The sequence below is a fragment of the Pseudomonas sp. LTGT-11-2Z genome (assembly GCF_003691445.1).
In the GTDB taxonomy this organism is placed as follows: Bacteria; Pseudomonadota; Gammaproteobacteria; order Pseudomonadales; family Pseudomonadaceae; genus Aquipseudomonas; species Aquipseudomonas monteilii.
Genome location: NZ_CP033104.1, coordinates 2228342 through 2240814, shown reverse-complemented (window position 1 = coordinate 2240814; position 12473 = coordinate 2228342). Strand labels below are relative to the sequence as shown.

The 12473-nt window shown below is 63.7% G+C and carries 11 protein-coding genes; 10 read left to right on the top strand and 1 reads right to left on the bottom strand.

Annotation, left to right across the window (positions count from 1 at the left end; genetic code table 11):
* The 10 genes from nuoE to nuoN all read left to right on the top strand — a co-directional run bounded on the left by nuoE (nucleotide 1) and on the right by nuoN (nucleotide 12009).
* Nucleotides 1–498, top strand: a complete 498-nt coding sequence (gene nuoE, locus D8767_RS10350) for an NADH-quinone oxidoreductase subunit NuoE (RefSeq protein ID WP_012273294.1) — start codon at nucleotides 1–3, stop codon at nucleotides 496–498.
* The gene (gene nuoF, locus D8767_RS10345) at nucleotides 495–1874 is read left to right on the top strand and encodes an NADH-quinone oxidoreductase subunit NuoF (RefSeq protein ID WP_016711596.1); all 1380 of its coding nucleotides are present in this window, start codon (nucleotides 495–497) and stop codon (nucleotides 1872–1874) included. The genes nuoE and nuoF overlap by 4 nt, the downstream gene beginning before the upstream one ends.
* A 133-nt stretch (nucleotides 1875–2007) precedes the next feature.
* Complete coding sequence (gene nuoG / locus D8767_RS10340) at nucleotides 2008–4722, top strand: NADH-quinone oxidoreductase subunit NuoG (RefSeq protein WP_016711597.1); 2715 nt, start codon at nucleotides 2008–2010, stop codon at nucleotides 4720–4722.
* Nucleotides 4719–5726 (top strand): NADH-quinone oxidoreductase subunit NuoH, encoded by a 1008-nt coding sequence (gene nuoH / locus D8767_RS10335; protein ID WP_003251440.1) that lies wholly within the window; start codon nucleotides 4719–4721, stop codon nucleotides 5724–5726. The genes nuoG and nuoH overlap by 4 nt, the downstream gene beginning before the upstream one ends.
* 11 nt (nucleotides 5727–5737) lie before the next feature.
* Entirely contained in the window at nucleotides 5738–6286 is a 549-nt protein-coding gene (gene nuoI / locus D8767_RS10330) for an NADH-quinone oxidoreductase subunit NuoI (RefSeq protein ID WP_016488223.1), read from the top strand.
* Nucleotides 6287–6296: 10 nt separating this feature from the next.
* Nucleotides 6297–6797, top strand: coding sequence for an NADH-quinone oxidoreductase subunit J (nuoJ, locus tag D8767_RS10325; protein WP_016711598.1), 501 nt, complete (start codon nucleotides 6297–6299; stop codon nucleotides 6795–6797).
* 3 nt (nucleotides 6798–6800) lie between these two features.
* Entirely contained in the window at nucleotides 6801–7109 is a 309-nt protein-coding gene (gene nuoK, locus D8767_RS10320) for an NADH-quinone oxidoreductase subunit NuoK (protein WP_003251446.1), read from the top strand.
* Nucleotides 7106–8959 (top strand): NADH-quinone oxidoreductase subunit L, encoded by a 1854-nt coding sequence (nuoL, locus tag D8767_RS10315; protein ID WP_016711599.1) that lies wholly within the window; start codon nucleotides 7106–7108, stop codon nucleotides 8957–8959. Before nuoK ends, nuoL begins: the two co-directional genes overlap by 4 nt.
* 40 nt (nucleotides 8960–8999) lie before the next feature.
* The gene (gene nuoM / locus D8767_RS10310) at nucleotides 9000–10532 is read left to right on the top strand and encodes an NADH-quinone oxidoreductase subunit M (protein WP_016711600.1); all 1533 of its coding nucleotides are present in this window, start codon (nucleotides 9000–9002) and stop codon (nucleotides 10530–10532) included.
* Nucleotides 10533–10539: 7 nt separating this feature from the next.
* Nucleotides 10540–12009 (top strand): NADH-quinone oxidoreductase subunit NuoN, encoded by a 1470-nt coding sequence (gene nuoN / locus D8767_RS10305; protein ID WP_012273301.1) that lies wholly within the window; start codon nucleotides 10540–10542, stop codon nucleotides 12007–12009.
* Nucleotides 12010–12099: 90 nt separating this feature from the next.
* On the opposite strand, the gene D8767_RS10300 is transcribed toward nuoN, so the two are convergent.
* The gene (locus D8767_RS10300; protein ID WP_028699011.1) at nucleotides 12100–12363 is read right to left on the bottom strand and encodes an ogr/Delta-like zinc finger family protein; all 264 of its coding nucleotides are present in this window, start codon (nucleotides 12361–12363) and stop codon (nucleotides 12100–12102) included.
* Nucleotides 12364–12473 lie beyond the last annotated feature (110 nt).

The window sequence follows — 12473 nt, the reverse complement described above, 5'->3', positions numbered from 1 at the left end:
ATGAACAGCACGCTTATCCAGACAGACCGTTTCGCCCTGAGCGAAACCGAGCGCTCGGCCATCGAGCACGAAATGCATCACTACGAGGACCCGCGCGCGGCGTCCATCGAAGCCCTGAAGATCGTCCAGAAGGAACGTGGCTGGGTGCCGGACGGCGCCATTCACGCCATCGGCGAAGTGCTGGGCATCCCGGCCAGCGACGTCGAGGGTGTCGCCACCTTCTACAGCCAGATCTTCCGTCAGCCGGTCGGCCGCCACATCATCCGCGTGTGCGACAGCATGGTCTGCTACATCGGCGGCCATGAGTCCGTGGTCAGCCAGATCCAGAGCGAGCTGGGCATTGGCCTTGGCCAGACCACCGCCGACGGCCGCTTCACCCTGCTGCCCGTATGCTGCCTGGGCAACTGCGACAAGGCCCCGGCGCTGATGATCGACGACGACACCTTTGGCGACGTACAGCCGGCTGGCGTTACCAAACTGCTGGAGGGTTACGTATGACCATTACTTCCTTCGGCCCGGCCAACCGCATTGCGCGTACCGCCGAAACCCACCCGCTGACCTGGCGCCTGCGTGACGACGGCGAACCGGTATGGCTGGCCGAGTACGAGTCCAAGAACGGCTATGCCGCAGCGCGCAAGGCGCTGGCGCAAATGTCGGCCGACGACATCGTGCAAAGCGTCAAGGACTCCGGCCTCAAAGGCCGTGGTGGTGCAGGCTTCCCCACTGGTGTGAAGTGGGGCCTGATGCCCAAAGACGAGTCCATGAACATCCGCTACCTGCTGTGCAACGCGGACGAAATGGAGCCGAACACCTGGAAGGACCGCATGCTGATGGAGCAACAGCCCCATCTGCTGGTCGAGGGCATGCTGATCAGCGCACGCGCCCTGAAGGCCTACCGCGGCTACATCTTCCTGCGTGGCGAATACACCACCGCAGCAAAAAACCTCAACCGCGCCATCGATGAAGCCAAGGCCGCAGGCCTGCTGGGCAAGAACATCCTGGGCAGCGGTTTCGATTTCGAGCTGTTCGTGCACACAGGTGCCGGCCGCTACATCTGCGGCGAAGAAACCGCCCTGATCAACTCGCTGGAAGGCCGCCGCGCCAACCCGCGCTCCAAGCCGCCCTTCCCTGCCGCCGTGGGCGTGTGGGGCAAACCGACGTGCGTGAACAACGTCGAAACCCTGTGCAACGTGCCGGCCATCGTCGCCAACGGTAACGACTGGTACAAGTCGCTGGCCCGTGAAGGCAGCGAAGACCACGGCACCAAGCTGATGGGCTTCTCCGGCAAGGTGAAAAACCCTGGCCTGTGGGAACTGCCGTTCGGCGTCACCGCCCGCGAGCTGTTCGAAGACTACGCCGGTGGCATGCGCGACGGCTTCAAGCTCAAGTGCTGGCAGCCAGGCGGCGCCGGTACCGGCTTCCTGCTGCCCGAGCACCTCGACGCGCAGATGTACGCCGGTGGCATTGCCAAGGTCGGCACCCGTATGGGTACCGGTCTGGCCATGGCGGTGGACGACAGCATCAACATGGTGTCGCTGCTGCGCAACATGGAAGAGTTCTTCGCCCGCGAGTCGTGCGGCTGGTGCACCCCCTGCCGTGACGGCCTGCCGTGGAGCGTGAAGATGCTGCGCGCACTGGAGAAAGGCCAGGGCCGCGCCGAGGACATCGAGACGCTGCTGGGCCTTGTCAACTTCCTCGGCCCTGGCCGCACCTTCTGTGCTCACGCACCCGGTGCCGTCGAGCCGCTGGGCAGTGCCATCAAATACTTCCGGTCCGAGTTCGAGGCCGGTGTCGCTCCAGCTGCGGCTGGCGATGCCCTGCGCCCCAACCTGGCCAAGCCAATCCAGGCCGGGCCGATCGTGGTCGGCGCATAACAAGATGATTGAGGCGGGTGGTCCGTGCCACTCGCCAGCTTGCCGGCAGGCCCGAGAAATCGTGGCGTGCCGCAAGCTCACCGATTTCCATTAGCCACGCCCGCTCACGCGGGCCAACGAAGAACTTTGAACAATGGCCACTATCCACGTAGACGGCAAAGCGCTCGAAGTCAACGGTGCAGACAACCTGTTACAGGCCTGTCTGTCGCTCGGCCTCGACATCCCTTATTTCTGCTGGCACCCGGCGCTTGGTAGCGTTGGCGCCTGCCGGCAGTGCGCGGTCAAGCAGTACACCGACGAGAACGACACCCGCGGTCGTATCGTCATGTCCTGCATGACCCCTGCCTCCGACGGCACCTGGATCTCCATCGACGATGAAGAGTCCAAGGCGTTTCGCGCCAGCGTCGTCGAATGGCTGATGACCAACCATCCGCACGACTGCCCGGTGTGCGAGGAAGGCGGTCACTGCCACCTGCAGGACATGACGGTAATGACCGGCCACAACGAGCGCCGCTACCGTTTCACCAAGCGTACCCACCAGAACCAGGACCTCGGCCCGTTCATCGCCCATGAGATGAACCGCTGCATCGCCTGCTACCGCTGCGTGCGCTACTACAAGGACTACGCCGGTGGTACCGACCTGGGCGTTTACGGCGCCCACGACAACGTGTACTTCGGCCGCGTCGAAGACGGCGTGCTGGAAAGCGAGTTCTCCGGCAACCTGACCGAGGTCTGCCCGACCGGCGTGTTCACCGACAAGACCCACTCCGAGCGCTACAACCGCAAGTGGGACATGCAGTTCGCCCCGAGCATCTGCCACGGCTGCTCCAGCGGCTGCAACATCAGCCCGGGTGAGCGTTACGGCGAACTGCGCCGCATCGAAAACCGCTTCAACGGTTCGGTCAACCAGTACTTCCTGTGCGACCGTGGCCGCTTCGGTTACGGCTACGTCAACCGCAAGGACCGCCCACGCCAGCCGCAACTGGCCGACGGCACCAAGCTGGGCCTTGACGCTGCCCTGGACAAAGCCGCCGACCTGCTGCGCGGCCGCACCATCGTCGGCATCGGCTCGCCACGCGCCAGCCTGGAAAGCAACTACGGCCTGCGTGAGCTGGTCGGCGCCGACTACTTCTACTCGGGTATGGAAGCCGGCGAGCTGGCCCGCGTGCGCCTGGCCCTGAACGTGCTGAACAACAGCCCGCTGCCAGTGCCGACCCTGCGCGACATCGAAGACCACGACGCGGTGTTCGTGCTCGGTGAAGACCTGACCCAGACCGCTGCCCGCGTTGCCCTGTCCGTGCGCCAGGCCACCAAAGGCAAGGCCGAGGCCATGGCCGAAGCCATGAAAGTGCAGCCGTGGCTCGACGCCGCCGTGAAGAACATTGGCCAGCACGCGCTGTACCCACTGTTCATCGCCTCCCTGGCTGAAACCAAGCTGGACGACGTTGCCGAAGAGTGCGTACACGCCGCCCCGGCCGACCTGGCCCGCATCGGCTTCGCCGTGGCCCACGCCATCGACCCGAGCGCACCTGCCGTTGCTGGCCTGGACGACGAAGCCAAGGCCCTGGCCCAGCGCATCGCCGACGCCCTGGTCGCTGCCAAGCGCCCACTGGTGGTCGCCGGTACGTCCCTGGCCGACCCGGCGCTGATCGAAGCTGCCGCCAACATCGCCAAGGCCCTGAAGCTGCGCGAGAAGAACGGCTCGCTGAGCCTGGTGGTGCCTGAAGCCAACAGCATCGGCCTGGCCATGCTCGGTGGCGAGTCCGTCGATGCTGCGCTGGACGCCGTCATCAGCGGCAAGGCCGATGCCATTGTCGTGCTGGAAAACGACCTGTACGCCCGCGTACCGGCCGCCAAGGTCGACGCAGCCCTGGCTGCGGCCAAGGTGGTGATCGTTGCCGACCACTCGAAAACCCCGACGGTCGACCGCGCCCACCTGGTGCTGCCGGCTGCCTCGTTCGCCGAAGGCGACGGCACCCTGGTCAGCCAGGAAGGCCGTGCCCAGCGCTTCTTCCAGGTGTTCGACCCGCAATACCTGGACAGCAGCATCCAGATCCACGAAGGCTGGCGCTGGATGCACGCCCTGCGTGCCACCCTGCTGAACAAGCCGGTCGACTGGACTCAGCTGGACCACGTCACCAGTGCCTGCGCCGAAGCCGCCCCGCAACTGGCCGGCATCGTCAACGCCGCCCCAAGCGCCGCGTTCCGCATCAAGGGCATGAAGCTGGCCCGTGAGCCGCTGCGCTACTCTGGCCGCACCGCCATGCGCGCCAACATCAGCGTGCACGAACCGCGCACCCCGCAAGACAAGGACACCGCGTTCGCCTTCTCCATGGAAGGCTACTCGGGCTCCGCCGAACCGCGCCAACAGGTGCCGTTCGCCTGGTCGCCGGGCTGGAACTCGCCGCAAGCCTGGAACAAGTTTCAGGATGAAGTCGGTGGCCACCTGCGTGCCGGTGACCCGGGCGTGCGCCTGATCGAGTCGCAAGGCGACCGCCTGAACTGGTTCACCGCCATTCCGGGGGCCTTCAACCCGGCCCGTGGCACCTGGACCGCTGTGCCGTTCTTCCACCTGTTCGGCAGCGAAGAAAGCTCCTCGCGCGCCGCCCCGGTGCAAGAGCGCATCCCGGCAGCCTACGTGGCCCTGGCCAAGTCCGAAGCCGACCGCCTGGGCGTCAACGACGGTGCCCTGCTGAGCCTGAACGTGGCCGGTGTGGCCCTGCGCCTGCCGCTGCGCATCAATGAAGAGCTGGGCGCAGGCCTGGTCGCGTTGCCGAAAGGCCTGGCCGGCATTCCGCCTGCCATCTTCGGTGCATCCGTCGAAGGTCTGCAGGAGGCAGCACAATGAGCTGGTTCACCCCCGAAGTAATCGACGTGATCCTCACCGTGCTGCGGGCCATCGTGGTCCTGCTGGCGGTAGTGGTCTGCGGCGCGCTGCTCAGCTTCGTCGAGCGCCGCCTGCTGGGCTGGTGGCAGGACCGTTACGGCCCGAACCGCGTAGGCCCGTTCGGTATGTTCCAGATCGCAGCCGACATGCTGAAGATGTTCTTCAAGGAAGACTGGAACCCACCTTTCGTCGACCGCGTCATCTTCACCCTGGCACCGGTCGTGGCCATGAGCGCCCTGCTCATTGCCTTCGTGGTCATCCCGATCACCCCGACCTGGGGCGTTGCCGACCTGAACATCGGCCTGCTGTTCTTCTTCGCCATGGCCGGCCTGTCGGTCTACGCGGTGCTGTTCGCCGGCTGGTCGTCGAACAACAAGTACGCCCTGCTGGGCAGCTTGCGTGCTTCGGCACAGACCGTGTCGTACGAAGTGTTCCTGGGCCTGGCGCTGATGGGCGTGGTGGTGCAGGTGGGCTCGTTCAACATGCGCGACATCGTTGAATACCAGGCCCAGAACCTGTGGTTCATCATTCCGCAGTTCTTCGGCTTCTGCACCTTCTTCATCGCTGGCGTCGCCGTGACCCACCGTCACCCGTTCGACCAGCCAGAAGCAGAACAGGAACTGGCCGACGGCTACCACATCGAGTATGCCGGCATGAAATGGGGCATGTTCTTCGTCGGTGAGTACATCGGCATCATCCTCATCTCGGCGCTGCTGGTAACCCTGTTCTTCGGCGGCTGGCACGGCCCGTTCGGCATCCTGCCGCAACTGTCGTTCCTGTGGTTCGCGCTGAAGACCGCGTTCTTCATCATGCTGTTCATCCTGCTGCGCGCCTCGATCCCGCGCCCACGCTATGACCAGGTGATGGACTTCAGCTGGAAGTTCTGCCTGCCGCTGACCCTGATCAATTTGCTGGTGACCGCTGCGATCGTGCTCTACAACACGCCAGCCGTCGCGGCCCAGTGAGGATTTGACCCATGTTCAAGTATATCGGCGACATCGTTAAGGGCACCGGCACACAGCTGCGCAGCCTGGCCATGGTGTTCTCCCACGGGTTCCGCAAGCGCGACACCCTGCAATACCCCGAAGAACCCGTGTACCTGCCGCCGCGCTACCGCGGCCGCATCGTCCTCACCCGCGACCCCGATGGCGAGGAGCGCTGCGTAGCGTGCAACCTCTGCGCGGTGGCCTGCCCGGTTGGCTGCATCTCGCTGCAGAAAGCCGAGACCGAGGACGGCCGTTGGTACCCGGAATTCTTCCGCATCAACTTCTCGCGTTGCATTTTCTGCGGCCTGTGTGAAGAAGCGTGCCCGACCACCGCGATCCAGCTGACGCCGGATTTCGAAATGGCCGAGTTCAAGCGTCAGGACCTGGTGTACGAGAAAGAAGATCTGCTGATCTCCGGCCCCGGCAAAAACCCTGACTACAACTTCTACCGTGTTGCGGGTATGGCCATCGCTGGCAAGCCGAAAGGCGCTGCGCAGAACGAAGCCGAGCCGATCAACGTGAAGAGCTTGCTCCCATAAGGACAGAAAGATGGAATTCGCTTTCTACTTCGCATCCGGGATCGCCGTGGTCTCCACCCTTCGGGTGGTGACCGGTACCAACCCCGTGCACGCCTTGCTTTACCTGATCATTTCGCTGATTTCCGTGGCCATGATCTTCTTCTCCCTGGGTGCGCCGTTCGCCGGCGCCCTGGAAGTGATCGCCTACGCCGGCGCCATCATGGTGCTGTTCGTGTTCGTGGTGATGATGCTCAACCTGGGGCCGGCCTCGGTCGCCCAGGAACGGGGCTGGCTCAAGCCCGGCATCTGGGTCGGGCCAGTGATCCTCGGCGCCCTGCTGCTGGCAGAGCTGCTGTACGTGCTGTTCGTCACCCCGAGCGGCGCTGGCATCAGCGGTACCACCGTGGGCCCGAAAGCAGTGGGTATCAGCCTGTTCGGCCCTTACCTGCTGGTGGTCGAACTGGCTTCGATGCTGCTGCTGGCTGCAGCCGTCACCGCCTTCCACCTGGGCCGCAACGAGGCGAAGGAGTAAATCATGGGTGCTATCCCTCTCGAGCACGGTCTGGCAGTCGCCGGCATCCTGTTCTGCTTAGGTCTGGTTGGCCTGATGGTCCGCCGCAACATCCTCTTCGTGCTCATGAGCCTGGAAGTCATGATGAACGCCTCTGCCCTGGCGTTCGTCGTCGCCGGTGCCCGTTGGGTCCAGCCCGACGGCCAGGTGATGTTCATTCTGGTGATCAGCCTGGCAGCCGCCGAGGCCAGCATTGGCCTGGCCATCCTGCTGCAACTGTATCGCCGCTTCCACACTCTCGACATCGATGCTGCCAGTGAGATGCGCGGATGAACCTTCTCTTCCTGACTTTCGTCTTCCCCCTCGTCGGCTTCCTGCTGCTGTCGTTCTCGCGCGGTCGGTTCTCGGAGAACCTGTCCGCCCTGATCGGCGTCGGCTCGGTGGGCCTTTCGGCCGCCACCGCCGCCTATGTCATCTGGCAATTCAACGTCGCCCCGCCTGAAGGCGGCGCGTACAGCCAGCTGCTGTGGCAGTGGATGTCGGTGGACGGCTTTGCGCCGAACTTCACCCTGTACCTGGACGGCCTGTCGGTCACCATGCTGGGCGTGGTCACTGGCGTGGGCTTCCTGATCCACCTGTTCGCCTCTTGGTACATGCGTGGCGAAGCCGGCTACTCGCGCTTCTTCTCGTACACCAACCTGTTCATCGCCAGCATGCTGTTCCTGATCCTGGGCGATAACCTGCTGTTCATCTACTTCGGCTGGGAAGGCGTGGGCCTGTGCTCGTACCTGTTGATCGGTTTCTACTACAGCAACCGCAACAACGGTAACGCGGCACTCAAGGCCTTCATCGTCACCCGTATCGGCGACGTGTTCATGGCCATCGGCCTGTTCATCCTGTTCGCCCAGCTGGGTACCCTGAACGTGCAGGAACTGCTGGTGCTGGCACCGCAGAAGTTCCAGGCGGGCGACACCTGGATGGTATTGGCAACCCTGATGCTGCTAGGTGGTGCGGTCGGTAAATCGGCCCAGCTGCCACTGCAGACCTGGCTCGCCGACGCAATGGCAGGCCCGACCCCGGTTTCGGCACTGATCCACGCCGCGACCATGGTGACCGCAGGCGTCTACCTGATTGCCCGTACCAACGGCCTGTTCCTGCTGGCGCCGGACATCCTGCACCTGGTAGGCGTTGTCGGCGGTGTGACCCTGGTGCTGGCCGGCTTCGCCGCGCTGGTACAGACCGACATCAAGCGTATCCTCGCCTACTCGACCATGAGCCAGATCGGCTACATGTTCCTGGCCCTGGGCGTCGGTGCCTGGGACGCGGCGATCTTCCATCTGATGACCCACGCCTTCTTCAAGGCCCTGCTGTTCCTTGCCTCCGGCGCGGTGATCGTTGCCTGCCACCACGAGCAAAACATCTTCAAGATGGGCGGCCTGTGGAAGAAGCTGCCACTGGCTTACGCCAGCTTCGTGGTCGGTGGCGCTGCCCTGGCGGCACTGCCAATCGTGACCGTGGGCTTCTACTCCAAAGACGAGATCCTCTGGGAAGCCTTCGCCAGCGGTAACACCGGCCTGCTGTACGCTGGCCTGGTGGGTGCGTTCATGACCTCGCTGTACACCTTCCGCCTGATCTTCATCGCCTTCCACGGCGAAGCCAAGACCGAAGCCCACGCCGGCCACGGCATCAGCCACTGGCTGCCGCTGGGTGTGCTGATCGTGCTGTCGACCGCCGTCGGTGCCTGGATTCACCCGCCGCTGGCAGGCGTGCTGCCTGAAAGCGCCGGCCATGCCGGTGGCGAAGCCAAGCACGCGTTGGAGATCACCTCCGGTGCCATCGCCATCGCCGGTATCCTGCTGTCCGCCCTGCTGTTCCTGGGCAAGCGCACCTTCGTCAGCGCAGTTGCCAACAGCGGTATCGGCCGCGTCCTGTCGGCCTGGTGGTTCGCCGCCTGGGGCTTCGACTGGATCTACGACAAGCTCTTCGTCAAACCGTACCTGCTGATCAGCCACATCCTGCGCAAGGACCCGGTTGACCGCAGCATCGGCCTGATTCCTCGGATGGCACGTGGCGGCCACGTCGCCATGAGCAAGACCGAGACGGGCCAACTGCGCTGGTACACCGCCTCTATCGCCGTGGGTGCCGTGCTGGTGCTCGGCGCTGTGGTAGTGGCTGCGGTATGACTATGAATCTTGCGACTTTGCCAAAGGAAACCAACCCGTCATGATTTTGCCTTGGCTGATCCTGATCCCCTTCATCGGCGGCTTCCTGTGCTGGCTGGGTGAGCGCTTCGGCGCCACCCTGCCGCGCTGGATCGCGCTGCTGACCATGTCCCTGCTGCTCGGCATCGGCCTGTGGCTGTGGGGCACCGGCGACTACACCCTCGCCCCCGCTCCGGGCGCCGAGCCTGCCTGGGCCCTGGAATACAAAGTCCAGTGGATCCAGCGCTTCGGCATCAGCATCCACCTGGCCCTCGACGGCCTGTCGCTGCTGATGATCCTGCTCACCGGCCTGCTCGGTGTGCTGTCGGTACTGTGCTCCTGGAAAGAGATCCAGCGTCACGTCGGCTTCTTCCACCTCAACCTGATGTGGATTCTCGGCGGCGTGGTCGGTGTGTTCCTGGCCCTGGACCTGTTCCTGTTCTTCTTCTTCTGGGAAATGATGCTGGTGCCGATGTACTTCCTCATCGCGCTCTGGGGTCATAGCTCGGCAGACGGCAAGAAAACCCGGATCTACGCGGCGACCAAGTTCTTCATCTTCACCCAGGCCAGCGGCCTGATCATGCTGGTGGCGATCCTGGGCCTGGTGCTGGTCAACTACAACACCACCGGCGTGCTCACCTTCAACTACAGCGACCTGCTCAAGGCCGAGTTGCCAGCCGGTGTCGAGTACGTGCTGATGCTGGGCTTCTTCATCGCCTTCGCGGTGAAGCTGCCAGTGGTGCCGTTCCACTCCTGGCTGCCTGACGCTCACGCCCAGGCACCGACCGCAGGCTCCGTGGACCTGGCCGGTATCTTGCTGAAGACTGCGGCCTACGGCCTGCTGCGCTTTGCACTGCCGCTGTTCCCGAACGCCTCGGCAGAGTTCGCGCCCATCGCCATGACCCTGGGCCTGATCGGTATCTTCTACGGTGCCTTCCTGGCCTTTGCACAAACCGACATCAAGCGCCTGATCGCCTTCTCCAGCGTCTCGCACATGGGCTTCGTGCTGATCGGCATCTACTCCGGCAGCCAGCAGGCCCTGCAAGGCGCGGTGATCCAGATGCTGGCCCACGGCCTGTCGGCCGCCGCACTGTTCATCCTGTCCGGCCAACTGTACGAGCGCCTGCACACCCGTGACATGCGCCAGATGGGCGGCCTGTGGCATCGTATTGCCTACCTGCCGGCCATCAGCCTGTTCTTCGCGGCGGCATCGCTGGGCCTGCCAGGTACCGGCAACTTCGTCGGCGAGTTCCTGATCCTGATCGGCAGCTTCGTGCATGTACCGTGGATCACCGTCATCGCCACCACCGGCCTGGTCTTCGGTTCGGTGTACTCGCTGATCATGATCCACCGCGCCTACTTCGGCCCGGCCAAGAGCGATACCGTGCTGGCCGGCATGGACGGTCGCGAGCTGGTCATGGTGCTGGGCCTGGCGGTGTTGCTGATCCTGCTGGGCGTGTATCCGCAGCCGTTCCTCGACACCTCTGCAGCCACCATGAGTGGTGTGCAGCAGTGGCTCGGTTCCGCTTTCACTCAACTCGCTTCGGCCCGGTAAGAGCGCTATGGAATTCACCACTCAACACTTCATCGCATTGGCGCCGATGCTGATCACCACCATCACCACGGTGGTGGTGATGCTGGCGATCGCCTGGAAGCGCAACCACTCGCAGACCTTCCTGCTGTCCACCGTGGGCCTTAACCTGGCCCTGCTGTCGATCCTGCCGGCGCTGAAGGTTGCGCCACTGGCGGTCACCCCGCTGATCACCATCGACAAGTTCGCCTGCCTGTACATGGCGATCATCCTGGTGGCGACGCTGGCTTGCGTCACCCTGGCCCACGCCTACCTTGGCGAAGGGTCCAAGGGCTTCCCGGGCAACCGTGAAGAACTGTACCTGCTGCTGCTGATGTCGGCCCTGGGTGGCCTGGTGCTGGTCAGCGCCAACCACCTGGCCGGCCTGTTCATCGGCCTGGAGCTGCTGTCGGTACCGGTCTACGGCCTGGTGGCGTATGCCTTCTTCAACAAGCGGTCACTGGAAGCCGGCATCAAGTACATGGTGCTGTCGGCTGCCGGTTCCGCCTTCCTGCTGTTCGGCATGGCCCTGCTGTACGCCGATGCCGGTAGCCTGAGCTTCGACCAGATCGGCAAGGCACTGGCAACCACCAGCATGCCAAGCCTGGTGGCCCAACTGGGCCTAGGCATGATGCTGGTTGGCCTGGCCTTCAAGCTGTCGCTGGTGCCGTTCCACCTGTGGACCCCGGACGTGTACGAAGGCGCCCCGGCGCCGGTCGCCGCGTTCCTGGCCACCGCCAGCAAGGTGGCGGTATTCGCCGTGGTGGTGCGCCTGTTCATGCTCTCCCCTGCTGCCAGCAGCGGCGTGCTGAGCACCGTACTGGCAGTCATCGCCGTCGCTTCGATCCTGATCGGTAACCTGCTGGCGCTGACCCAGAGCAACCTCAAGCGCCTGCTGGGTTACTCGTCCATCGCCCACTTCGGTTACCTGGTGATTGCCCTCGTCGCCAGCAAGGGCCTGGCCCTGGAAGCCATGGGTGTGTACCTGGTCACCTACGTGATCACCAGCTTGGGCGCCTTCGGTGTCATCACCCTGATGTCCTCGCCATACGGCGGCCGTGACGCCGATGCGCTGTACGAGTACCGCGGCCTGTTCTGGCGTCGCCCGTACCTGACCGCAGTACTGACCGTGATGATGCTGTCGCTGGCGGGTATCCCGCTGACCGCTGGTTTCATCGGCAAGTTCTATATCATTGCCACCGGCGTCGAGTCGCACCTGTGGTGGTTGGTCGGTGCGCTGGTGATCGGTAGCGCCATCGGCGTGTACTACTACCTGCGCGTCATGGTCACCCTGTACCTGGTCGAGCCGAACCTGCGTCGCCACGACGCCCCGCTGAAGTGGGAGCAGCGCACCGGTGGCGTCATGCTGCTGGCCATTGCCATTCTCGCCTTCGTGCTGGGTGTGTACCCGCAGCCACTGCTGGAACTGGTTCAGCAAGCCGGCTTGCAACTGATCGGCTGATTGCCCCGGCAGTTTCGGCAAAACAAAACACCCCGCCTAGGCGGGGTGTTTTTTTATCTGCATGTTTTATTGCCTGTACCTGACGGCGCCTCACCCAAGCGGGCTTCCCTGCCCTGTACCCGGCAGGGCGGCCTTGCGCAAATCACCATTGGCTGAAGGCAGGTAGACTTCCGGGTTGGGCATACCGCTCGGGGAGAGTTCGTGGGTCATTTCGAATTCGGCCCGCACTGACCAGCCACACGCCTCGGTGGTGCATTGCAAATAAGCGATCCGCAGGAAAATATGGCGCCCTTCGCTAGTGCGTATGCGCATACGGCTGTGGCAATGCGGACAAACCAGCTTGTAAGTACTCACGGCAAGTACCTGCTAGCATTGACCGGGCAGGCCTGTGTGTAAGTATTGGCTGCAACTATGGGTGTATTCTTCAATTTGATGGTTCTCATTGCAGAAATGCTCCTTGAAAC

Bases quoted from the DNA above. Each gene is read 5' to 3' on its own strand.
- nuoK (WP_003251446.1), top strand. From the start codon at position 6,801: ATGGGTGCTATCCCTCTCGAGCACGGTCTGGCAGTCGCCGGCATCCTG.
- nuoF (WP_016711596.1), top strand. From the start codon at position 495: ATGACCATTACTTCCTTCGGCCCGGCCAACCGCATTGCGCGTACCGCC.
- nuoE (WP_012273294.1), top strand. From the start codon at position 1: ATGAACAGCACGCTTATCCAGACAGACCGTTTCGCCCTGAGCGAAACC.
- nuoL (WP_016711599.1), top strand. From the start codon at position 7,106: ATGAACCTTCTCTTCCTGACTTTCGTCTTCCCCCTCGTCGGCTTCCTG.
- nuoN (WP_012273301.1), top strand. From the start codon at position 10,540: ATGGAATTCACCACTCAACACTTCATCGCATTGGCGCCGATGCTGATC.
- nuoJ (WP_016711598.1), top strand. From the start codon at position 6,297: ATGGAATTCGCTTTCTACTTCGCATCCGGGATCGCCGTGGTCTCCACC.
- nuoI (WP_016488223.1), top strand. From the start codon at position 5,738: ATGTTCAAGTATATCGGCGACATCGTTAAGGGCACCGGCACACAGCTG.
- nuoM (WP_016711600.1), top strand. From the start codon at position 9,000: ATGATTTTGCCTTGGCTGATCCTGATCCCCTTCATCGGCGGCTTCCTG.
- nuoG (WP_016711597.1), top strand. From the start codon at position 2,008: ATGGCCACTATCCACGTAGACGGCAAAGCGCTCGAAGTCAACGGTGCA.
- nuoH (WP_003251440.1), top strand. From the start codon at position 4,719: ATGAGCTGGTTCACCCCCGAAGTAATCGACGTGATCCTCACCGTGCTG.